The sequence below is a fragment of the Pseudomonas sp. ASL4 genome (assembly GCF_056680395.1).
The window spans coordinates 1,840,836-1,863,390 of sequence record NZ_CM155280.1 but is presented as its reverse complement, the minus strand read 5'-3'; the positions used below and the strand labels follow the sequence as shown (position 1 = coordinate 1,863,390).

Here is a 22,555-nt window from a genome sequence, read left to right as displayed (position 1 = left end):
TTCTCCTATATGAATAGATCTTCCGCGTTGCTCCTCGCTTTTGTCTTCCTCAGCGGCTGCCAGGCCATGGCACCCGTTTCGTCGGACGGTACGCCGCCGACTGAAGACAGCACTCCAGCCCCTGAAAAGCCCAAGGTTTACAGCTCATTCAGTGAAGAAACCGTCTTCAGTCTGTTGAGCGCCGAACTGGCTGGCCAACGCAATCGTTTCGACATTGCGCTGGACAACTACGTGACCCAGGCCATCAACACCCAGGATCCGGGCGTCTCCGAGCGGGCATTCCGCATCGCCGAGTACCTGGGCGCCGATCAGGCTGCCCTGGATACCGCGCTGATCTGGGCGAAAAACGCCCCGGACGACCTCGAAGCCCAACGGGCGGCAGCCGTGCAACTGGCGCGTGCCGGGCGCTATGACGACTCCATGGTCTACATGGAGAAAGTCCTGCAGGGCAAAGGCGACACGCATTTCGATTTTCTGGCCTTGTCGGCGGCTGACACCGACCAGGGCACCCGCAACGGCCTGATGAAAAGTTTCGACCGCTTGCTGCAACGCCATCCAAAGAACAGCCAGTTGATTTTCGGCAAGGCCTTGCTGATGCAGCAGGACGGCGATGCCAAAGGCGCGCTGACCTTGCTCGAAGACAACCCGCCGGACGACGGCGAAATCGCCCCGATCCTGTTGCGGGCGCGCTTGCTGCAAACGCTCAACCGTGGCGGTGAAGCATTGCCGCTGCTGCAAAAAAGCATCAAGAAATACCCGGATGACAAACGCCTGCGCCTGACCTACGCCCGCATGCTGGTCGAACAAGACCGCATGGATGACGCCAAGGTCGAGTTCTCCAGCCTGGTTCAGCAGTATCCGGAAGACGACGAACTGCGTTATTCCCTGGCGCTGGTATGCCTGGAAGCCAAGGCCTGGGACGAGGCCAAGGGTTACCTGGAAGACCTGATCGCCCGGGAAAGCCATGTGGACTCGGCGCACCTGAACCTCGGCCGTATCGCTGAAGAGCGCAACGACCCGCTAGGCGCCCTGATCGAGTACGCCCAGGTCGGCCCCGGCAACGATTACCTGCCAGCGCAACTGCGCCAGGCCGATATCCTGATGAACAACGGCAAGAGTGCCGAAGCTCAAAGCAAACTGGCGGCCGAGCGCGATACTCAACCCGATTACGCGATCCAGTTGTACCTGATCGAGGCCGAGACACTGTCCGCCAACAATCAGGGCGACAAGGCCTGGAAAGTCCTGCAACAAGCGTTGCTGCAATACCCGGACGATCTGAATCTGCTTTACACCCGGGCCATGCTCGCGGAAAAGCGCAATGACCTGGCGCAGATGGAAAAAGACCTGCGCCTGATCATCAAGCGCGACCCGGACAATGCGATGGCTTTGAACGCCCTCGGCTACACCTTGTCCGACCGCACGACCCGCTACGAAGAAGCCAAGGCCCTGATCGAGCACGCTCACCAGCTCAATCCGGAAGACCCGGCGGTACTCGACAGCCTCGGCTGGGTGAATTTCCGCCTGGGCAATCTCGAGGAAGCCGAACGTTTGCTGCGCCAGGCTTTGGAGCGCTTCCCCGATCAAGAAGTCGCCGCGCACTTGGGCGAAGTCTTGTGGGCCAACGGCAAGCAACGGGAAGCCAAGCAAATCTGGGGCAAGTTCCTCAAGGATCAGCCCGACAGCCCTACCCTGCGCGGCACCATCAAGCGCCTGACCGGATCAGAGACTCTTTAAGATTATGTTTTTGCGCCACGTTATTGTTTTCAGCTTTATCGCCCTGCTCGCCGGTTGCGCGGGCTTCGGTGCTCGCGAGTCAGTCCAGGGCCAGGGCAACCCGGTCCAATGGAACGCGTACAAACAGCAGATGACCAGCCTTGATGGCTGGCAAATCAACGGCAAGATCGGCATTCGCGCACCCAAGGATTCGGGCAGCGGCACGTTGTTCTGGCTGCAGCGACAGGATTACTACGACATCCGTCTTTCCGGTCCATTGGGTCGCGGCGCTGCTCGCTTGACCGGTCGCCCGGGCAAAGTGTCGCTGGAAGTCGCCAACCAGGGCCGCTATGACGCGACCTCTCCAGAAGCCTTGCTTGAAGAGCAATTGGGCTGGAAATTGCCGGTATCCAATCTGGCCTGGTGGGTTCGCGGGCTCCCGGCCCCTGACAGTAAAAGTCGCCTGACCCTGGACACCGACAGCCGTCTGGCCAGCCTTGAACAGGATGGCTGGCAGGTCGAGTACCTCAGTTACGCCGAACAAAACGGCTATTGGCTGCCCGAGCGGATCAAACTGCACGGCACCGACCTTGATATCACGCTGGTGATCAAGGAATGGCAACCACGCAAACTGGGGCAGTGAACATGACCGCTGCGCGCTTGACGCTGCCCTCGCCGGCCAAACTCAACCTGATGCTGCACATTCTTGGGCGCCGTGCAGACGGCTACCACGAGTTGCAGACGATTTTTCAGTTTCTCGATTACGGTGACGAAATCACCTTCGCCGTGCGCGATGACGGTGTGATTCATTTGCACACCGAATTCGAGGGTGTTCCTCACGACAGCAATCTGATTGTTCGAGCAGCGAAAAAACTTCAGGAGCAATCCGGTTGTTCGCTCGGTATCGACATCTGGATCGAAAAAATCCTGCCCATGGGCGGTGGAATCGGTGGCGGCAGCTCAAATGCCGCGACGACGTTGCTCGGTCTCAATCATCTCTGGCAACTGGGCTGGGATGAAGATCAACTGGCCGCGCTGGGCCTGACACTGGGCGCAGACGTCCCGGTTTTCGTACGCGGGCACGCGGCTTTCGCCGAGGGTGTCGGGGAGAAACTCACCCCTGTAGACCCCGAAGAACCGTGGTATCTGGTGCTGGTGCCGCAAGTATCTGTAAGTACAGCAGAAATTTTTTCAGATCCGTTGTTGACACGTAACTCTTCTCCCATTAAAGTGCGCCCCGTTCCCAAGGGAAACAGTCGTAATGACTGCTTACCGGTAGTAGTAAGACGTTACCCAGATGTACGTAACGCTTTGAATTTGTTAGGTAAATTTACCGAAGCAAAACTCACCGGCACTGGAAGTTGTGTGTTTGGGGGCTTCCCAAGCAAAGCTGAAGCTGATAAAGTCTCGGCCCTTCTGACAGAGACCCTTACAGGGTTTGTAGCAAAGGGAAGCAACGTTTCGATGTTGCATCGCAAGCTGCAAAGTCTGCTCTAAAAGAACCGATTACTGGGTAATCGTTGCAACAGATACAGGGGCGTCGCCAAGCGGTAAGGCAGCAGGTTTTGATCCTGCCATGCGTTGGTTCGAATCCAGCCGCCCCTGCCATTTTCCTATACTCATCCAGGTTACCCTCAGCCTTCAGGTACTGCGCGTGTCCAAGATGATGGTCTTTACGGGGAACGCTAACCCCGATCTGGCTCGGCGTGTTGTACGTCAGCTGCATATCCCTCTCGGTGACATCTCTGTCGGTAAGTTTTCCGACGGCGAAATTACCGCCGAGATCAATGAAAACGTCCGCGGTAAAGATGTCTTCATTATTCAGCCGACCTGCGCTCCGACTAACGATAACCTGATGGAACTGGTAGTGATGGCTGATGCCTTCCGCCGCTCCTCGGCTACTCGTATTACTGCTGTTATTCCTTACTTTGGTTATGCCCGTCAGGATCGCCGTCCGCGCTCCGCACGTGTGGCTATCAGCGCGAAAGTCGTCGCTGACATGCTTACCGTAGTCGGCATCGATCGTGTTCTCACGGTTGATTTGCATGCTGACCAAATCCAGGGTTTCTTCGATATTCCGGTAGATAACATCTACGGCTCCCCAGTATTGGTGGATGACATTGAAGATCAGCGCTTCGAAAACCTGATGATCGTGTCCCCGGACATTGGCGGCGTCGTGCGTGCACGTGCTGTTGCCAAATCCCTGGGCGTTGATCTCGGGATCATCGACAAACGCCGTGAGAAAGCCAATCACTCTGAAGTGATGCATATCATCGGTGATGTCGAAGGGCGTACCTGTATTCTGGTCGATGACATGGTCGATACCGCCGGCACTCTGTGCCACGCGGCCAAGGCCTTGAAAGAGCATGGCGCTGCCAAGGTTTTCGCCTACTGCACACACCCTGTGCTGTCCGGTCGGGCGATCGAAAACATTGAAAATTCCATGCTGGACGAACTGGTGGTGACTAACACCATCCCGTTGTCCGCAGCTGCTCAAGCCTGCTCGCGTATCCGTCAACTGGATATCGCGCCGGTAGTTGCCGAGGCGGTTCGCCGCATCAGCAATGAAGAATCGATCAGCGCGATGTTCCGCTAAGGGCCCTGCCCTTCTCGAACGTCTCGTTGACGAAAAGCGCCCCGCCCCGGCATTCCTGTCGGGGCGGGGCTTTTTTGCCCATATCGCCTTTAGCGCTGGTCGCAACCGCTGGGGCGAATGTGGTTATTTTGGAGATACAAAATGAACGAATTTACCCTGAATGCTGAAGTGCGTTCCGACCTGGGGAAAGGTGCGAGCCGCCGCCTGCGTCGTCTCGCAAGCCTGGTACCAGCTGTAGTTTACGGTGGCGAAAAAGCCCCTGAATCCATCAGCATGCTGGCTAAAGAAGTTGCCAAACTGCTCGAAAACGAAGCGGCTTACAGCCACATCATCGAGCTGAATGTTGGCGGCACCAAGCAAAACGTAATCATCAAAGCTCTGCAGCGCCACCCGGCTAAAGGCCACGTGCTGCACGCTGACTTCGTACGCGTTGTAGCTGGCCAGAAACTGACCGCTACCGTGCCTGTACACTTCGTTGGCGAAGCTGCTCCGATCAAGAAAGGCGGCGAGATTTCGCACGTTATCGCTGAAGTCGAAGTATCTTGCCTGCCGAAAGATCTGCCTGAATTCATCGAAGTTGACCTGGCTAACGCCGAAGTCGGCTCGATCATTCACTTGTCCGACCTCAAAGCCCCTAAAGGCGTTGAGTTTGTTGCTCTGGCTCACGGTAACGACCTGGCTGTTGCCAACGTTCACGCTCCACGTGTTGCTCCAGAAGCTACCGAAGGCGCTGCAGAGTAATTTTACTCGGCACGTCGGAGTGACCGGAAACATCGCGGACTAGAACGTAGCGAGAAAGCGGGCGAGAACGCGGAGTTTACATAATGGTAAATGAGCACTTGTCGTCCACTTTCGCCGCACACACTGATTGCGGCGATGTTATCCACCACTCCAAGGAAGGGCCCCTATCGTGACTGCCATCAAACTGATCGTTGGCCTGGGAAATCCAGGCGCTGAATACGAACAGACCCGGCATAACGCAGGGGCCCTTTTTGTTGAGCGCATCGCGAATGCACAAGGCGTAAACCTTGTGGCGGACCGCAAATATTTCGGCCTGACCGGGCGCTATTCGCATCAGGGTCAGGATGTTCGTCTGCTGATTCCCACCACGTACATGAACCGCAGCGGCCAAGCCGTAGCGGCACTCGCTGGTTTCTTCCGCATCACGCCTGAAGAAATCCTGGTGGCGCATGACGAACTCGACCTGCCTCCGGGCGTTGCCAAGCTCAAACAGGGCGGCGGCCACGGCGGTCACAACGGGTTGCGCGACATCATCGCGCAACTGGGCAATCAGAATACCTTTCATCGCTTGCGGCTTGGCATTGGCCACCCGGGCGTTGCCAGTATGGTTTCAAATTTCGTCCTGGGTCGTGCGCCACGCGCCGAACAGGAAAAACTCGATGCCAGCATCGACTTTGCCCTCGGCGTGCTGCCGGATATCCTCGCCGGGGAATGGAACCGCGCGATGAAAAACCTGCACAGCCAGAAGGCCTGACTCACTCCTCGGGGAAAACACCATGGGATTCAATTGCGGCATCGTCGGCCTGCCTAACGTCGGCAAGTCCACCCTATTCAACGCCCTGACCAAATCCGGGATCGCGGCCGAGAACTTCCCCTTCTGCACCATCGAGCCGAACACCGGTATCGTGCCGATGCCGGACCCGCGTCTGGAAGCCCTGGCTGCCATCGTCAATCCAAAGCGCATCCTGCCGACCACCATGGAATTCGTCGACATCGCGGGCCTGGTTGCCGGCGCGTCGAAAGGTGAAGGCCTGGGCAACAAGTTCCTCGCCAACATCCGTGAAACCGATGCCATCGCCCACGTGGTCCGCTGCTTCGAAGACGAGAACGTGATTCACGTCTCCAACAGCGTCGACCCGAAACGCGACATCGAGATCATCGACCTGGAATTGATCTTCGCCGACCTCGACAGCTGCGAGAAGCAACTGCAGAAAGTCGCCCGCAACGCCAAGGGTGGTGACAAGGACGCCGTGGTCCAGAAAGGCCTGCTGGAGCAACTGATCGCTCACTTCACCCTCGGCAAGCCTGCGCGTACGCTGATGAAAACCATGCATGCCGACGACAAAGCGGTGATTCGCGGTTTCCACCTGCTGACCACCAAGCCGGTCATGTACATCGCCAACGTCGCTGAAGACGGTTTCGAGAACAACCCGCTGCTGGACATCGTCAAGGCCATCGCCGAAGAAGAAGGCGCCATGGTGGTTCCGGTCTGCAACAAGATCGAAGCCGAAATCGCCGAGCTCGACGACGGCGAAGAGAAAGACATGTTCCTCGAAGCCCTGGGTCTTGAAGAGCCTGGCCTGAACCGCGTGATCCGCGCTGGCTACGAGATGCTGCACTTGCAGACCTACTTCACCGCCGGTGTTGAAGAAGTCCGCGCATGGACCGTCCGCGTCGGTGCCACCGCACCACAAGCCGCTGGCGTGATCCACACCGACTTCGAAAAAGGCTTTATCCGCGCCGAAGTCATCGCCTATGACGACTTCATCCAGTACAAGGGCGAAGCCGGCACCAAAGAAGCCGGTAAATGGCGTCTGGAAGGCAAGGATTACATCGTCAAAGACGGCGACGTGATGCACTTCCGTTTCAACGTCTAAGTTTTTTCAAGACGAAGCCCCCCCAAGAAAAAGCCGCGTTTGATACGCGGCTTTTTTGTGCCTGAAATCCGGGCAACTCCTAATCCTGTAGGCGCGAGGCTTGCCCGCGAAGGCGTCATCACTGACGCTAAAAGCTTCGTGGGCAAGCCTCGCTCCTACAGGTCGGTGGTGTTCAGAGCTTTTTGGTTCTCGGCAGGAAGATCGCCAACACCCCAAACAGCGGCAGGAACGAACACAGGAAGTACACGTATTCGATCCCGCGAACATCCGCCAGATGCCCCAACAGCGCCGCGCCTATCCCGCCAAACCCGAACATCAAGCCGAAGAACACCCCGGCAATCATCCCGACATTTCCCGGCACCAATTCCTGCGCGTACACCACGATGGCGGAAAACGCCGAGGCCAGGATGAAGCCGATGACCACGCTGAGGATGCTGGTCCAGAACAGGTCGACATGGGGCAGGATCAACGTGAACGGCGCAACGCCGAGGATCGAGAACCAGATAACTGCCTTACGCCCGATCTTGTCGCCGATCGGCCCACCGAAGAAGGTCCCCGCCGCCACAGCCCCCAGGAACAGGAACAAATGCAACTGAGAACTGGCCACCGACAGGTCGAATTTCTCGATCAGGTAGAAGGTGAAGTAACTGGTGAAACTCGCCATATAGAAATACTTGGAGAACACCAGCAACCCGAGCACCACCAGTGCACTGATCACCCGGTTTTTCGACAAGCCATGAGTCGCCACCTGACCTTGCTTGAGCTTGAACAGATTCAAGTGATTGGCGTACCAACGGCTGATGCGATAGAGCACAAACAGAGCAAACACCGCGAACAGCCCAAACCACGCGACGTGCCCCTGACCGTAGGGAATGATGATCGCCGCGGCCAGCAGTGGACCGAAGGCCGAACCGGCGTTACCGCCGACCTGAAAGGTCGATTGCGCCAGGCCGAAACGCCCGCCAGAGGCCAATCGCGCCACGCGAGAAGCTTCCGGGTGAAAGGTCGAGGAGCCGATGCCGATCAACCCGGCCGCCAACAGGATCAACGGGAAACTGCCGACCTGGGACATCATTAAAATGCCGATCAATGTGCAGACGGTGCCGGCCGGCAACAGCCATGGCTTGGGATGGCGATCGGTGTAGTAACCGACCCACGGCTGCAACAGCGAGGCCGTCAGTTGAAAGGTCAGGGTGATCAGGCCGACCTGAGTAAAGGTCAGGCCATAGTTGGCCTTGAGCATCGGGTAAATCGACGGCAGGACCGACTGAATCAAGTCGTTGATCAAATGCGCCAGCGCCACGGCGCCGATGATGCGCATGACCAGCGGGCTGCTTTGCGGAGTCGCGGGTGCCGGCGTCGAGCCGGTCTGGGCATTGCTGATAGCCATGAGAATTTCCGTACAGCAGATGGGTGCACACGGGCAGGTGCGCCAATGTGCCATTTTTCAGTGCAGCAGCGCCATCCCCTTAGCCTGCTAACGACCTCGACGTTCATCGCTGAACGGGTGATAGCGCAACGCCATGGTCTGAATCTTGCCTTGCTAAACCCCTTCAACGCGGCCGCCTTACAAAGGCGACCGAGAATGGGAAGTTTCGCTACAGAGTCAGCCTACCGAGCTGGCGAGGGTGAACTTTCGAGGCCTTTTAGAGGGCACAAGTCGCGGTCGCAACGACCACGGCGCACGCCAATGGTGCGTGGTGTCCAGAGGAGTCATGGGGCATGCAGGCTTTTTTATCACCGGGGATCGGGCTGCTGGGGCGTTTCGGTTTCGCACGCAAATTTCAGCTGCTGTTTCTGCTGTTTATCCTGCCGCTGGCCGGCAGCCTGTGGATGATCGGCCAAGACTATCGCGACAAACTCCAACTGATTTCCGGCGAACGTGCCGGGGTTCGCCAGCTGCTTGCCCTGGATGCGCTCGACAACCTGCTCGCCGCTCAGCGTGACCGCGCCGCCCGCTGGCGCGCCACCGAAACCAATCGCCAGCCGACACCCGCCACAATCGCCGCCATGGGCGCGTTCGACGCGGTGCAGCCTGCCGTCGCCCAAGCCACTTCGGACCTGGGCAATGCCCTGAAAACCGAAGGCGCCGAGGGTGAAACCCTGACCCGCTATCAAGCCCTGCAAACTGCCCTCAACAGCCTCGACTCAAAAAGCCTGAGCAGCGTCGGTTGGTGGCCGGACGGTTACGATCGCTTCACCAACGCCTTGAGCGCCCTGCAAGCCCTGCGCGAACAGATCACCATGGACAACCGCCTGACCCTGGCGCCATGGCTTGAAACCTATTTGCTGACCCAGATCTCCACCCAACACGCACCAGACCTGATCGAACGGGTCGGACGCCTCGCGGCGGTTGGCCAGGCGTCGGTGGTATCCGGCCAGTTCACCCTGCAAAGCCGTCTGCAACTGCGGGATTTGCGCGGTCGCATCGGTGATGCCCGCGAGCAGCTTGTTAAAACTGCCAGCCTGCTGGAAGCACGACTGCCCAGCGCCCTGCAAACCTGGGCCGGGCAGTACCATGACAGCCTCAAACATTTGGACGCGAGCCTGAAAGTCCTCGACGACGGCGTGTTCGGCGGCAGCATCAATCTCAAGCCGGATGACTTCGAACGCAACCTCGACTCGCTGCTCACCGACCTCGCCTCGCTACGCCAGCAATCGCTGGTGTCGCTGGATCAACGCCTGGATTACTACCACACCTCAGCCATCCGCCAATTCATCCTGGTGGCGACGATCCTGGGTTGCCTGTTGTTGGCCGCGCTGTACCTGTTCGTGTGCTTGCAGGCCTCGATCCGTCGCAGCGCCAGCGGCATCACCGTGCTGGCCGAAGCCTTGCGCGACGGCAACCTGAGCCTGCAAGTGCCGGTACAAGGTCGCGACGAACTGGCGGCAATCAGCACCGCGCTCAATGTCGCCGTGGTGCAATTACGCAACAGTTTGCTGGGGGTCGATCACGAGACCTTGCAGTTGAGCAATGCCGTGCGCACCCTCAACGATCACTCCAGCGGCGCGTTGGGGGAAGTCGAGGCTCAGCAAATTCAGATCAGCCAGATCGCCGCTGCCGCCACGCAACTGGCCGCCACCTCGCAAGGGGTCGCCCAGAGTTGTGAACAAGCGTCCGGCAGCGCGCAACACACTCAACGCATCGCCGCCGACAGCAGCCGCGACAGCCAACGCACCACGGCGAGTATTCAGCAGCTCAATCAGCGGCTCAACGACACGGCTGCGGCGTTGGGCCGAGTCAGTGAGCAAGGGCAACAGATTCAATTGGTGGTCGACACCATTCGGGGCGTCGCCGAGCAAACCAACCTGTTGGCGCTCAACGCCGCCATCGAAGCCGCTCGCGCGGGTGAGCAAGGTCGCGGCTTTGCCGTGGTGGCCGATGAAGTGCGCAGTCTTTCCCAACGCACCCAGTCTTCCACCGCGCAGATCGCCGGCACCGTCGACAGCCTGCGTAGCACGGTGAATGAAGCGGTAAGTCTGATGGAAGCGGCCTGCGGACAGGCTCAGTCCGACGCAGAAGCCGTCACTGGCCTGGGCGAACGCCTGGGAGAAATCGCCAGCGCCGTGCAGAGCGTCACCGACACCCTGGCGCAAATCGCCACCGCTGTCGAAGAACAAGCGAGCACGGCTGATGAGGTCAGCGGCAACATCCAGCAGGTCGATCAAGCCGCCGTCAGATTGCTGGAAGGCGCGCGTGCAGTGAACCTCGCGGCAGACACCTTGAGCCAGGGCAGCAAGGCCTTGAGCGCCAATACCGGCAGATTTCAGCTGCGTTGAGACCCCGCCCTGCCTCGATTTTTCGGGCCGGGGCGATAAGCAGTTGAAAGCGTAGAGAAATATTTTAGATTTACGCTTGACACATCGTCGTTACGAGCCAATAATGCGCGCCACTTGGCTACATAGCTCAGTTGGTTAGAGCATAGCATTCATAATGCTGGGGTCCGGGGTTCAAGTCCCTGTGTAGCCACCAAGTACTAAAAACGGCTTACCGAAAGGTAGGCCGTTTTTTTATGCCTCGAGAAAAGTACCGTTAGCGCAGAGCTGCAGATGCGCAGGATTCCGGTTCTCCGCTAACGCTAATTCCAGAGAACCGGATCAGTATCAAAGCGTCGCCAACGCGGACAGCCCTCGCTCCCAAATCTGCCAGGTGCGCAGCCAGACCATGGACTGCCAGTCAGTGTCGGCCGGATAGAACTGCTCCAGCAGATTGAGCTTTATCCCGCGCCCCACCGCATCACTCGGATTGCCATGCAGATGCAGCCAATGGTCATCGCGCAAATGCCGATGAACGTCGGCCCCCGGATACGTCCCGCACTCAATCACAAACGGCATCAATCGCACGTTCGGCAAAGCATTGAGCAACGCCTGCGAGGTGTAACCCGTTGCGGTCGCCGCCACCCCGGTTTCGCTGGTGGTGTTGGCGCCGGTGTGCAAGGTGTAGAGCCATGGGCCATAAATGGCCTGGGCATCTGCCAGCGCCGGATAGGCCGCTTCGGTAATGGTCAGCAACATCGGATGACCGTACTCACCCGCCCCGGTGTGCAAGTCAAAGCACATCGCGACATCAGCATGGGCGACGTGTTTCTGAATGATCTGGTGCAGCATGCGGTTCGACCAGTTCGGCGCCAGACCACCATAGAACAAGCCATCAGGATGACTGTGCTGCCCGCCTTCGACAATCGACATCACCGCCGGCCAGCCATGCTCATTGATCTGCGCCTCAAGCAAAGCATCGGCGCGCTCACGCTCTGGGCCATGCAGTTCGGTGCTGGCATAAATCTCATGCAGCGCGGCGTAGGCCTGGTTGTCCGGCAATGGCCGCTCGAAGTTCAGGTGATTGCGGTTGAGGTCGATGTTGTCTTCATTGACCCGACGCAGCCACGCGGTGCCCCACGGGTTGATCAGATGGATCATCACCACCGCCACATCGGCCGGCAGCGAACGCTTGCCCAAATCCTGCAACCATTTGGTCTGACACCCCGAGCCATAGAAGCCTTCGACCCCGTGGGTCCCGCTCAGCGCAATCAGCAGACGCTTGGCGCCCGGGTCACCGAGTACCGCCACATCAGTGCTCAACGATTCACCGAACGGCCCTTTGAGTGGATGCGGATATTCGGTCAACGTCGCGCCGGCAGCGGTGGCCGCTGCCAGGAATTGCTCACGGAGCCCACGGTAACTTGGCTGGGTAGGAAACTCGGTCTGCATGTCTGCCTCTTGTTGGTTTTCTGGCCGCACTGTTGACCTCGACCCTACAGAAAATTGTCCCGTTGATGAAGGACAAAAGTGCCTTGGCTGCAGGACACGGTTTGCGTCCCACTCTGTCGGCCGATAAAGTCCCACAATCTTTTATCCCACGGACGGAGTGCCCCGCGTGTTCTCAGCCTTCCACTTGAGTCGCTATCGCCTGTCAGCCCTGTCGCTGATCGCCACCGCATTAACCCTCACCGCCTGCAACGCTCCGCCCTCCTCGCCTTCGGTCTCGACCTTGCCGGTCGCCCCGGAAGCCGCTACCGGTTTCCGCACCGACCTGCAGACCCGCTACGCCTCGAAACACATGGCGGCCGCGGCCAATCCGCTGGCGGCCGCTGCCGGGCGGGAGATGCTGCGTCAGGGCGGTTCGGCGATTGATGCCGCTATCGCGATGCAAGCAGTGCTGACGCTGGTGGAGCCGCAATCGTCCGGCATCGGTGGCGGCGCGTTGATTGTGTTGTGGGACGGCAAGAACGTGCGCACCTACGATGGGCGCGAAACTGCACCGGCCGGCGCCACCGAAAAGCTTTTCCTGCAGGCCGACGGGCAGCCGATGCCGTTCACCCAGGCGCAGATTGGCGGTCGCTCCGTCGGCACGCCGGGGGTGTTGCGGGCACTGGAACTGGCCCATCAAAAACACGGTCGCCTGCCATGGGCGAAGCTGTTCGAGCCGGCGATCAAACTCGCCGAACAAGGCTTTGCGATCTCACCGCGCCTGAATCAGTTGATCGCTTCGGACTCGTCGATGCAGCGTTCGCCGGACATGATGGCGTATTTCATGAATGCCGATGGCAGCCCGAAAGCCGTCGGCACGCTGCTGAAAAACCCGGCACTGGCGGCCGTGCTTAAACGCATCGCCAACGAAGGTCCCGATGCGTTGTACAAAGGGCCGATTGCCGAAGAAATCGTCGCCAAGGTCCAGGGCCATAAAAACCCCGGCAGCTTGTCGCTGAATGATCTTCAAGGCTACAAGGCCAAAGAGCGCGCGCCGCTGTGCACCGACTACAAACGCTGGCAGGTCTGCGGCATGCCGCCGCCGTCATCGGGCGGAATTGCCGTGGCGCAGATCCTCGGCACCTTGCAAGCCCTCGAAACCCGCGACCCGCGCTTTGCCCTGGCGCCGCTCAAACCGCTCAAGACCACAAAACCGGCGGGCATCGAACCGGCGCCTGAAGCCGTGCACCTGATCTCCGAAGCCGAACGCCTGGCCTACGCCGACCGCGCGCAATACGTCGCCGACACCGATTTCGTGCCAGTGCCGGTCAAAGGCCTGGTCGACCCGGCTTATCTCGCCAGCCGCGCCGCCCTGATCGGCGACCGCAGCATGGCCACGGCCAAACCCGGCACACCGCCGGGGATTCAAGTGGCCTACGCACCGGACCGTTCGCCGCTGCGCATCTCCACCTCGCAAGTGGTAGCCGTCGATGACGAGGGTGGGGCGGTGTCCATGACCACCACCGTCGAAGCCGCATTCGGCTCGCACCTGATGGTCCAGGGCTTCATGCTCAACAATCAGATGACCGACTTCTCATTCATCCCCGAAGAGAACGGCCAGAAAGTCGCCAACCGCGTCGAACCGGGCAAACGCCCACGCTCGTCCATGGCGCCGACCCTGATCTTCGACCGCCAGAACGGCGAATTCCTCGCCACCGTCGGTTCTCCTGGCGGTTCGCAAATCATCGAATACGTCGCCAAATCCACCATCGGCCTGCTCGACTGGAACCTCGACCCACAAGCCGCCATCAGCCTGCCCAACTTCGGCAGCCGCAACGGCCCGACCGAACTGGAACAAGGGCAGTTCAGCACGGCGCTGATTCAGGCGTTGAAAGACAAGGGGCATGCGGTGAACGAAATCGACATGACCAGCGGAACCCAGGCGATTGTTCGGGTGAAGGATGCGCAGGGGAAAGCGTCGTTGGCGGGCGGGGCGGATCCGCGGCGTGAGGGGGAAGCGCTGGGGGATTGAGTCGTACGCTGGAATGAGAAAGGGCTTACCGGGAGGTAGGCCTTTTTTTGTTACTCACCACGATTCGAGTGGAGCACGCCGCCACCAACCGTATTTTTTCATTTATCTGCTTACAGTTTTTGACTTAACGCAGAGAACGAATAGAGATAATTTTCACACCGAAGTAATAAATGGCCTTATAAATAGGGCCTATTGAGGACCTCATTAGAGATAATCTTCCGCAAACCTAGAGATAATTTTCACATGCCAGAATTTTCTCACCATGAGCTTCAGCTGCTTAATCCAACATTCGACTCCCCGCTGGTTGATGTGCTGAGTGAACTGGAGCACCTCCGCCGACTCAGGCTTAAAGGCGATACCCCTGCTCCTGTTTTTTTTCAGCTCAAGGCTATTTTTCATACTTTGGAAAGCTTGGGATCAGCGCGAATAGAAGGAAATCACACGACCCTGGCTGACTACCTCGACAACAAAATCGAGGGAAAAGCGACAGATAGCGACCAACTGCGCGAAGTAGCCAATATCGAAAAAGCCATGGGTTACATCGAGGAAATCATGCAACCGGGTGAGCCTCTGACAGAACGGATCATTCGCGAAATCCACGCGATGACCGTCCAGGAGTTAGAGCGCGAAGGTGACAGAACTCCAGGTGCTTATCGCCAGACCCCTGTTCGTATTGCACAGTCGCAGCATCTTCCACCCGAAGCCTTTCAGGTCCCGGGATACATGCAAGAACTGGTGGCTTTCGTTAACCACGATGACCTGCCCAAATACGATCTGATGAAAGTCGCCTTGGCTCACCATAGGTTTGGATGGATTCACCCGTTCGGGAATGGCAATGGTCGCGTGGTGAGACTGCTCACTTATGCACTCCTGATGAAGTACGGATTTAACGTAAACACTGGCGGAAGAGTGCTAAATCCAACAGCCGTTTTCTGTAACGACCGAGAGCGCTATTACGAAATGCTAGGCGTTGCTGACACCGGCACTACAGTAGGCCTGGAAGCATGGTGTACCTATGTGTTGGAAGGGGTGAAGGAGGAGATTGCCAAAGTTGATCGTCTAACCGACTACACCTACCTCAAGCACTCGATTCTTACGCCCGCCGTTGCATTCGCTCGTCAGCGTGAATGGATCACCAAAACGGAAGAGGCTGTACTGGATAAAGCGATCATTGAAGGAGTCGTTAAGTCTGCTGATCTCGCAACAGCATTACCGGGCCAATCAGCAGGGCAACGCACTTATCTCATCAAAAAACTTGTTAGCCAAGGGATGCTTCTGCCTATCAGCGAAGGAGCAAGACAGTACACCATTGGCTTCTCAAATAACTACCTGATCCGAGGCGTAGTAAAAAGCCTTAGAGAGCAAGGGTTTATTCCTGCGCCACTGGAAAATCCATAAAACAAAAACTACCAAAAAGATCTGCACGTTGAACACCCTAGATCTCTCAAACGAACAGGAGTATCGCTCAGCACTAAAGGAGATTTCCTTGCAATTTGATAATGAGCCAGAACCGGGCACTCCTGAAGCCGAACGATTTGAATTAATGATCAAACTGATTGAAAACCATGAAACTGTTCAGGTTACGAGCCCGCTCCCTTGAAATAGATTTTCTCAACGAACTTGACCTTTCAACCAGATCATTTGAAAAAGGTCACAAGCCACCCTGTAATGCAGCCCGCAGTTACGGACGCGGCAAGTCCCAAGCCTGGAGCTAACCACCAGCCACGTCGCCGCTCCAGGTACTCATGAAAATAGAGCAATCCTTTAGCAGCAATGAAAAATGTGGAGTCATGCCCTTCGTCAGTGAAAATTCCAACACCACCGTAATTCTGATGACCGGAACCTTGAAAGTAACACTGCAATACTCATGAAAGTTGATAGGCATCAATCGGATTAAGGGGGGCGTCTTTCTCTCCAGCCTTAGGAATTGGGCCAGAAAAGCCGATGAATCCGTCGGCTATCAACGCAGCCATGGGGTAGAAACCCCGATGATCTCCAGTCTTCCGCACCATAAGTGACATCAACACTCGCGCTTCAACCTCATTACGCTCGTATATGTACTTCAACACATCATGGATTTGTTGGTCCATTTAAAGTCTTCCTTGATCTAGATGAATAACGCGCCCTACGCAACTACACGCTCACATACACCCATGCTTCAATCCCGGACTCCAGCACCACACTAACGCGCTGGTAGTCCGACACTTCATAGCTATCAGCAGCCACCAGTTCTTCAGGTGTGATCTGAAACACCATCCCGGGAATCGGCGCGCTGCTGTCGCTACCGGGGCGCAGAATCGGGTGATGGGTCTTGCCGCTGGTGGCCAACACTTCGGGGTCGGTGATTTCCACCCAGGATTGCTCATACCCCAGCATCGCGTCGGCGCTGCCGGTCAGTTCGCGGCCGAAGTTGGCCAGTTGCACGGCTTTGTCCTGCAAGGTGCCGTAGGAAAACAGGTAAACAGTTGAAGCCGTCATCGATACATCCTTGATTGAGTTTTTAGACACAGCCTAGCGGCTGATTTTCAACGTCTGCCGCGCGTGATGTTTCTCCAACGCCAGGTCGATCAAGCGGCTGACCAATTCGCTGTAGCTCATGCCGGTGGCCTGCCACAGTTTGGGATACATGCTGATGCGGGTGAAGCCTGGCAGCGAGTTGATCTCGTTGATCAATACTTCGCCGCTTTCGGCCAGGAACACATCGACCCGCGCCAACCCGGAACAGCCGAGCACCTGGAATGCCTCGACGGCCAGGGCGCGAATACGTTCGCTCGCTTCAACACTGATGTGGGCCGGCACCACTACTTCGGCGGCCTGGTCGTCGATGTATTTGCTGTCGTAGGAATAGAACCCGCTGCGCACCACGATCTCGCCACAGCCACTGGCGATCGGCTGGTCGTTACCGAGCACCGCGCATTCGATCTCGCGACCGTTGACGGCGGATTCGATCAGCACTTTTTCGTCGAAGCCCAACGCTAATTCAACGGCTGCTGTGTATTCGGCTTCGTTGCTCACTTTGCTCACGCCCACCGAAGAACCCTGATTCGCCGGTTTGACGAACAGCGGCAGGCCGAGTTTGCCGTGCACCTCGGCGAACCCGGTACGCGCGGCGGTGGCACGGTTCAACGTCACGAACGGTGTGACCGCAATCCCGGCGTCACGCAGCAGGCGCTTGCTGATGTCCTTGTCCATGCACACGGCAGAACCCAGCACATCGGAGCCAACAAACGGCAAATCTGCCATGCGCAGCAAGCCTTGCAGGCAGCCGTCTTCGCCGAGGGTGCCGTGGACAATCGGGAAAATTACATCCACATGGCCCAGCAGCTCCTGGCTCGACGTTTCAACCAATTGCTGACTGGCCTTGCCCGGCACCACCGCCAGTTCTCGATTGGATTGGTTGAGAGCGATCAGGGCCGGATTTTCCTGGTTGAGCAGGAAGTTGGACGGATCGTTGAGGTGCCAATGGCCTTGTTTGTCGATACCGATCAGCACCGGTTCGAAGCGCGAACGGTCCAGTGCATCGACAATGTTTTTCGCCGATTGCAGCGACACTTCATGCTCTGCCGAACGGCCCCCGAAAATAATCCCTACCCGCAGCTTGCTCATTACCTGGCCTCATTGTGAACGTGCTGTTTCATACCATGGCAAAGCGCCGAAGTTAAAGACTGAAACTTCGCGCAGCCCCAAGCAGTCATTGCTAATGCGCATCCCGTCACCCAGAGACCGCCCTTGAACGCACCTACCGATCGTCGCAATGGCCTCTCCCTGGACGGGCTCAACTTCTTTCTCGCCGATGTACGCGACGGGCTCGGGCCGTACCTGGCGATTTATTTGCTGGCCGTGCATCACTGGGACCCGGCGAGTATCGGTCTGGTGATGACCCTCGCCGGGATCGCCGCGCTGCTGACCCAAACCCCGGCGGGTGCGCTGATCGACCGCACCCGGCGCAAGCGTGGGGTGATCATCGTGGCCGCGTTGTTGGTGACGGTGAGTTGCCTGGTGCTGCCGTTCATTACCTCGTTCACTTGGGTGGCCCTGACCCAGTCCTTGAGCGCCGTCGCGGCCTCGGTGTTCGCACCGGCCATTTCCGCTGTTTCGCTGGGCATTACCGGCCCTCGGGCCTTTACCCGCCGCACCGGGCGCAATGAAACCTTTAACCATGCGGGGAATGCTGTCGCGGCGCTGCTGGCTGGTGGTTTTGCCTATTTGTTCGGCCCGGTGGCGGTGTTTTACCTGATGGCCGTGATGGCGTTGGCCAGCGTGATCGCCATCAGCTTCATCTCACCCCACGCCATCGATCACGACGTAGCGCGAGGCTTCGACCCGCAAGGGCCGGCCCATGGCGAACAGCCCTCCGGACTGAATGTTTTGCTGCACAACCGGCCACTGCTGATATTCGGTATTTGCTGTGGGCTGTTTCACCTCGCGAACGCAGCAATGCTGCCGCTGGTGAGTCAGAAATTGTCCCTGGTGAATTTGCAGATGGCCACGCCACTGACATCTGCCTGCATCGTCGCCGCGCAATTGGTGATGGTGCCGGTGGCCTTGCTGGTGGGATGGAAGGCCGATGTGTGGGGACGCAAGCCGTTGCTGCTCGCCGGTTTCCTGATCCTGCCGTTGCGCGGGGTGCTTTATACCCTGTCGGACGATCCGTACTGGCTGGTGGCCGTGCAATTGCTGGACGGTGTCGGTGCCGGGATCTTCGGCGCATTGTTTCCGGTGGTGATCAAGGACCTGACCCAAGGCACCGGGCGCTTCAATGTAAGCCTGGGTGCGCTGTCGACGGTATTTGGCCTGGGCGCCGCACTGAGCAATGGACTAGCCGGACTGGTGGTTCAGCAGGCAGGCTACAGCGCGGCATTCCTGACCCTGGCGGCGGTGGCGGCGACAGCCCTTGTGTTGCTTGTCGTGGCCATGCCCGAGACGCTGAATCGGACACCCGCCGCCGCCCGTCCATCGCCGGATAAAGCCACGGCACTGACCTGACACGCTTCAGCGATTGGCCACCAAATGCGCACCAAACAGCAAGTAGCAACTGCCGGCAAAACGGTCGAGCCACTTGCGTGAACGCTCATAAACGCCCGCGACCCGGCGGCTGGCAAACAGCAGCGCGACGCTGCAATACCAACTGAACGACAGGCTTGCCATGGTCAGCACCGCCAGCGCCAGCAACATCGGCGGCGGTGAGGCCGGCATGGCAGTGGCGAAAATCGTCGCGACGAACAGCGCAGCCTTGGGGTTGGTCATGTTGCCGACAAAGCCGCGACCATAGGCCGACAGCAGCGTACGCCCTGCCCCATTCAGCGGATCGTGAGCGCCTGACAGCGCTGCCGGTTTGCGCTTGAACTGCTTCAAGCCCAGATAGATCAGGTAACAGCCACCGGCAATCTTGAACGTCAGATAAAGCGTCGGTGCCGCGCTGAACAGCGACTTGATGCCCAGGCCACCGGCCAATCCCCACAGCACCGTGCCCGTGGCGACGCCCAGCGCAGCCACTACGCCATGCTTGCGAGAGCAACTGGCGGCCAGTTGTGCGGTGTTGAAGAAGTTGGGGCCGGGCGTCACCACCGCGACGGTCCACAACAGCGCCAATGACAACAAGGGTGCCGCGTAACTCAGGTGAGTGATTTCCATGGGAAGGGTCGCCTGCTTGGCTTCAGAGAGTGTTCAGTACATTGCAATATTTGCTGACTGATTTCCACTTGTCCTGGCGACTCTATCCATCAGCAGACAGACGGGTTGGCACTGGGTTAACGTGTTCTGCATCTAAGTTCAAGACAACAGCATCATGGTCAAGCACACGCCACCCAGCGACTGGTTCCATCGCGCGCCTAACGTTGGCGGGCTGGAGCGTATCGAGGCGTTTTTTGCGGGTCACGGCTACGAACTCCACCGCCACGACACCTATGCCATCGGCCGAACCCTGGCCGGCGTGCAGAGTTTTCAATATCGCGGCAGTCGGCGTCACAGTCAGCCGGGCGGCACACTGGTGCTGCACCCGGATGAAGTCCACGATGGCGAGGCCGGCAGCGATATCGGTTTCCAATACCGAATGATGTACATCGAACCGGCGCTGATCCAGCAGATCCTAGGCGGCCAACCGCTGCCGTTTATCAAGACCGGCCTGTCCACCGATCCGCGCCTGTTCGCGGCCACCGATGTGTTGATGCGCAGCCTGGATGACCCACTCGATCCACTGGAGGAACAGGACGCGCTGTTCGATCTGGCGCACGCCTTGAGCGCAGTGTCCGGCACGTCCAGCAAGCGCCAGGGCTTCGACTATGTGGCGGCGGAGCGCGCCCGGGTGTTCATGCACAGTGCACTGGATCGCCCCGTGACCCTGGACGAACTGGCGCAACACAGCGGTCGGGATCGCTGGAGCCTGTCGCGGGATTTCCGTCTGCTGTTCGGCACCAGCCCTTACCGTTACCTGACCATGCGCCGCCTGGACCTGGTCCGCTCATTGCTGATTCAGGGCCAGTCACTGGTCAGCGCCGCCCTGATCGCCGGCTTCACCGACCAGAGCCACATGACCCGGCAGTTCAGCAAAACCTACGGCCTGTCACCGGCCCGCTGGATGAAAATGCACCGGCGCTGAGTCACGCACAATCGTTCAAGAATCACATCGACGCGCTGGTTATCGTGGGCCCGAAATCAACCCGGAGCGCCACCGAATGAACACTTACAAAAGCCTGAATTTCGCACAGAAAATCGACCTGATCGACCAGCACTGGTCACCTCGGGTCGTTGCTGAAATGAACGATTACCAGTTCAAAGTGGTGAAGCTGCTGGGGGATTTCATTTGGCACGATCACCAGGATACCGACGAAACCTTCATCGTCCTTGAGGGGCAACTTCGCATCGACTTTCGCGACGGTCACGTGCTGATTTCGGCGGGAGAAATGTACGTCGTGCCCAAGGGCGTCGAGCACAAACCGTCGGCTGAACAGCAAGTGAAACTGCTGTTGATTGAACCCAAAGGCGTGCTGAACACCGGAAGCGAGGGAGGTGAACGTACGGCGGTGAATGATCTGTGGATTTGAAAAACACTGAAAATGCGCAGACTGTGACCGCGGCGATCACTTGACCGACTTCCCGGCCGAAGAATAAGGACATTCCATGAGCAACTTCCCGAGCCTCGAAACCCCGCGTCTGCGGCTACGCGAAATCGTAAGCGCCGATGCGTCGGCACTGCTGGCGATTCACGGTAATCAGCAGGCCATGCGCTGGTTTGGCATGGACCCCATTACCGAAATCGCCCAGGCCCAGGCATTAGTCGACACCTTCGCCGAATCGCGCACGCTACCGAACCCCGGTATTCGCTGGGGCATTCAGTACAAAGAGCACGAAGAGTTGCTCGGCAATTGCGGCCTGTTCAAATGGAACCGAGAGTGGAAAAGCTGCTCACTGGGTTTCGCGCTCGGGCAGTCGGCCTTCGGCAAAGGCATCATGTCCGAAGCGCTGCAAGCCACGCTGGTCAGGGGGTTTGAGCAGATGCAGCTCAATCGGATCGAGGCCACCGTCCACCCTGAGAACCAAGCGTGTTTAAAGTTGCTCGAACGCTTGGGTTTCGTCCAGGAAGGACGGCTTCGTCAGGCAGGTTTCTGGCTGGGTGAACATCACGACTTGCTGCAACTTTCGTTGTTGCGCGCAGAGTTTGAACCGTCGTCGATCAGCGTTCCTTAGTCAGACTCGCCCAGCGCTTTGCCATCCACCGGGTCGCCAATCTTCAGGAAGTGCCCACCAGCGACATGGTGCAGCGTGCGCAATGCGTCTTGCCCTTCGAAGTGCCAGCGGCCATCGCTGAATACACGTTCATCGGCCTGGGCGGCAATCACCTCGGCCAGAAACAGGTCGTACTGCTGATGATTGTGCGGCTCCGGCAGCAACCGGCATTCCAGCCATGCAACGCAACCTTCAAGCATCGGCGCCTCGATCAGCTCGCCGCTAAAAGTCTGCAAGCCATAGGCCTGGAACTTGTCTTGGCCTTGTCCTTGGGTTAATTCCAGGCCAGACGTCGAGCCAACGGTCTGGACGATGTCGGCCTGGGCGGCGCAAGGCACGTTCACCACGAACGTGCCCGAGGCTTCCAGCAGTTGCCGGGTCCAGGTGGACTTGTCCAGCACCACGGCGATTTTCGGCGGTTCAAAATCCAGCGGCATCGCCCAGGCAGCGGCCATGATATTGCGCTGGCCATCGTGGGCTGCGCTGACCAGCACAGTCGGCCCGTGATTGAGCAGACGATAAGCCTTGGACAACGGCACAGGACGGCGATGGGAAACGGTCATGGAAGTCTGCTCCGGGGAAATCGCCGATTGTAGCGGGAACCGTGATGCAGGCCATGACGAGATACGGTGGTGTCGTTATGAAAAGATCGCAGCCTTCGGCAGCTCCTACAGGGCTGCGATC

At 58.4% G+C, this 22,555-nt stretch carries 22 protein-coding genes and 2 tRNA genes; 17 read left to right on the top strand and 7 right to left on the bottom strand.

The window, feature by feature from the left end; genetic code table 11:
- Positions 1-9 precede the first annotated feature (9 nt).
- The 8 genes from AC1MEW_RS08470 to ychF all read left to right on the top strand — a co-directional run bounded on the left by AC1MEW_RS08470 (position 10) and on the right by ychF (position 6,927).
- Positions 10-1,734, top strand: coding sequence for a tetratricopeptide repeat protein (locus tag AC1MEW_RS08470; protein ID WP_480426030.1), 1,725 nt, complete (start codon positions 10-12; stop codon positions 1,732-1,734).
- Positions 1,735-1,738: 4 nt separating this feature from the next.
- On the top strand, positions 1,739-2,356 hold the full coding sequence (lolB, locus tag AC1MEW_RS08465) for a lipoprotein insertase outer membrane protein LolB (protein WP_201206672.1): 618 nt from the start codon (positions 1,739-1,741) through the stop codon (positions 2,354-2,356).
- A 2-nt stretch (positions 2,357-2,358) separates the two neighbouring features.
- Positions 2,359-3,210 carry a 4-(cytidine 5'-diphospho)-2-C-methyl-D-erythritol kinase gene (gene ispE / locus AC1MEW_RS08460; RefSeq protein ID WP_480427202.1) on the top strand — a complete coding sequence of 284 codons (852 nt, stop codon included), beginning with the start codon at positions 2,359-2,361 and terminating at the stop codon, positions 3,208-3,210.
- A 36-nt stretch (positions 3,211-3,246) separates the two neighbouring features.
- Positions 3,247-3,321: transfer RNA gene (locus tag AC1MEW_RS08455), tRNA-Gln, on the top strand.
- Between the two features lie 46 nt (positions 3,322-3,367).
- A complete protein-coding gene (locus AC1MEW_RS08450; RefSeq protein ID WP_003208392.1) occupies positions 3,368-4,309 on the top strand; it encodes a ribose-phosphate pyrophosphokinase in 942 nt (313 codons plus the stop codon).
- A 141-nt stretch (positions 4,310-4,450) separates the two neighbouring features.
- Complete coding sequence (locus AC1MEW_RS08445; protein WP_201206674.1) at positions 4,451-5,050, top strand: 50S ribosomal protein L25/general stress protein Ctc; 600 nt, start codon at positions 4,451-4,453, stop codon at positions 5,048-5,050.
- A gap of 169 nt (positions 5,051-5,219) precedes the next feature.
- A complete protein-coding gene (pth, locus tag AC1MEW_RS08440) occupies positions 5,220-5,804 on the top strand; it encodes an aminoacyl-tRNA hydrolase (RefSeq protein ID WP_008153430.1) in 585 nt (194 codons plus the stop codon).
- Positions 5,805-5,826: 22 nt separating this feature from the next.
- Positions 5,827-6,927: a redox-regulated ATPase YchF gene (gene ychF, locus AC1MEW_RS08435; protein ID WP_201206676.1), complete on the top strand. Its 1,101-nt coding sequence runs from the start codon at positions 5,827-5,829 to the stop codon at positions 6,925-6,927.
- A 172-nt stretch (positions 6,928-7,099) separates the two neighbouring features.
- Here ychF and AC1MEW_RS08430 read toward each other — a convergent pair whose 3' ends face one another.
- Entirely contained in the window at positions 7,100-8,317 is a 1,218-nt protein-coding gene (locus AC1MEW_RS08430) for an MFS transporter (protein WP_480426027.1), read from the bottom strand.
- Between the two features lie 332 nt (positions 8,318-8,649).
- On the opposite strand from AC1MEW_RS08430, the gene AC1MEW_RS08425 reads away from it, so the two are divergent.
- The gene (locus tag AC1MEW_RS08425) at positions 8,650-10,707 is read left to right on the top strand and encodes a methyl-accepting chemotaxis protein (RefSeq protein ID WP_201257117.1); all 2,058 of its coding nucleotides are present in this window, start codon (positions 8,650-8,652) and stop codon (positions 10,705-10,707) included.
- 116 nt (positions 10,708-10,823) lie between these two features.
- A tRNA-Met gene (locus AC1MEW_RS08420) sits at positions 10,824-10,900 on the top strand.
- 131 nt (positions 10,901-11,031) lie between these two features.
- Here AC1MEW_RS08420 and AC1MEW_RS08415 read toward each other — a convergent pair.
- Positions 11,032-12,135 carry a DUF2817 domain-containing protein gene (locus tag AC1MEW_RS08415; protein ID WP_201257116.1) on the bottom strand — a complete coding sequence of 368 codons (1,104 nt, stop codon included), beginning with the start codon at positions 12,133-12,135 and terminating at the stop codon, positions 11,032-11,034.
- A 166-nt stretch (positions 12,136-12,301) separates the two neighbouring features.
- Between AC1MEW_RS08415 and ggt the strand changes: the two genes are divergently transcribed.
- The 3 genes from ggt (at position 12,302) to AC1MEW_RS08400 (ending at position 15,746) form a co-directional block, all read left to right on the top strand.
- Positions 12,302-14,146: a gamma-glutamyltransferase gene (ggt, locus tag AC1MEW_RS08410; RefSeq protein ID WP_480426024.1), complete on the top strand. Its 1,845-nt coding sequence runs from the start codon at positions 12,302-12,304 to the stop codon at positions 14,144-14,146.
- A 243-nt stretch (positions 14,147-14,389) separates the two neighbouring features.
- On the top strand, positions 14,390-15,544 hold the full coding sequence (locus AC1MEW_RS08405) for a Fic family protein (RefSeq protein ID WP_480426022.1): 1,155 nt from the start codon (positions 14,390-14,392) through the stop codon (positions 15,542-15,544).
- A gap of 28 nt (positions 15,545-15,572) precedes the next feature.
- The gene (locus AC1MEW_RS08400; RefSeq protein WP_201257113.1) at positions 15,573-15,746 is read left to right on the top strand and encodes a hypothetical protein; all 174 of its coding nucleotides are present in this window, start codon (positions 15,573-15,575) and stop codon (positions 15,744-15,746) included.
- A 265-nt stretch (positions 15,747-16,011) separates the two neighbouring features.
- Here AC1MEW_RS08400 and AC1MEW_RS08395 read toward each other — a convergent pair whose 3' ends face one another.
- From AC1MEW_RS08395 to ddlA, 3 genes are read right to left on the bottom strand one after another with little or no spacing between them, the layout of a single operon-like run.
- On the bottom strand, positions 16,012-16,236 hold the full coding sequence (locus AC1MEW_RS08395; protein ID WP_201257112.1) for a hypothetical protein: 225 nt from the start codon (positions 16,234-16,236) through the stop codon (positions 16,012-16,014).
- A gap of 43 nt (positions 16,237-16,279) precedes the next feature.
- Complete coding sequence (locus AC1MEW_RS08390; RefSeq protein ID WP_480426019.1) at positions 16,280-16,624, bottom strand: gamma-glutamylcyclotransferase family protein; 345 nt, start codon at positions 16,622-16,624, stop codon at positions 16,280-16,282.
- A 33-nt stretch (positions 16,625-16,657) separates the two neighbouring features.
- On the bottom strand, positions 16,658-17,752 hold the full coding sequence (gene ddlA / locus AC1MEW_RS08385) for a D-alanine--D-alanine ligase (protein WP_480426017.1): 1,095 nt from the start codon (positions 17,750-17,752) through the stop codon (positions 16,658-16,660).
- Positions 17,753-17,875: 123 nt separating this feature from the next.
- Here ddlA and AC1MEW_RS08380 point away from each other — a divergent pair, with 123 nt between their 5' ends.
- Complete coding sequence (locus tag AC1MEW_RS08380) at positions 17,876-19,132, top strand: MFS transporter (RefSeq protein WP_480426015.1); 1,257 nt, start codon at positions 17,876-17,878, stop codon at positions 19,130-19,132.
- 6 nt (positions 19,133-19,138) lie between these two features.
- Here AC1MEW_RS08380 and AC1MEW_RS08375 read toward each other — a convergent pair whose 3' ends face one another.
- A complete protein-coding gene (locus AC1MEW_RS08375; protein WP_201257108.1) occupies positions 19,139-19,780 on the bottom strand; it encodes a LysE family transporter in 642 nt (213 codons plus the stop codon).
- 154 nt (positions 19,781-19,934) lie between these two features.
- On the opposite strand from AC1MEW_RS08375, the gene AC1MEW_RS08370 reads away from it, so the two are divergent.
- The 3 genes from AC1MEW_RS08370 (at position 19,935) to AC1MEW_RS08360 (ending at position 21,832) form a co-directional block, all read left to right on the top strand.
- Entirely contained in the window at positions 19,935-20,744 is an 810-nt protein-coding gene (locus tag AC1MEW_RS08370) for an AraC family transcriptional regulator (protein WP_480426012.1), read from the top strand.
- A gap of 76 nt (positions 20,745-20,820) precedes the next feature.
- Positions 20,821-21,189, top strand: coding sequence for a cupin domain-containing protein (locus AC1MEW_RS08365; RefSeq protein ID WP_480426010.1), 369 nt, complete (start codon positions 20,821-20,823; stop codon positions 21,187-21,189).
- Between the two features lie 76 nt (positions 21,190-21,265).
- Positions 21,266-21,832: a GNAT family N-acetyltransferase gene (locus tag AC1MEW_RS08360; RefSeq protein ID WP_201257105.1), complete on the top strand. Its 567-nt coding sequence runs from the start codon at positions 21,266-21,268 to the stop codon at positions 21,830-21,832.
- On the opposite strand, the gene AC1MEW_RS08355 is transcribed toward AC1MEW_RS08360, so the two are convergent.
- Positions 21,829-22,434 carry a flavin reductase family protein gene (locus AC1MEW_RS08355; RefSeq protein WP_201257104.1) on the bottom strand — a complete coding sequence of 202 codons (606 nt, stop codon included), beginning with the start codon at positions 22,432-22,434 and terminating at the stop codon, positions 21,829-21,831. The genes AC1MEW_RS08360 and AC1MEW_RS08355 overlap by 4 nt on opposite strands.
- Positions 22,435-22,555 lie beyond the last annotated feature (121 nt).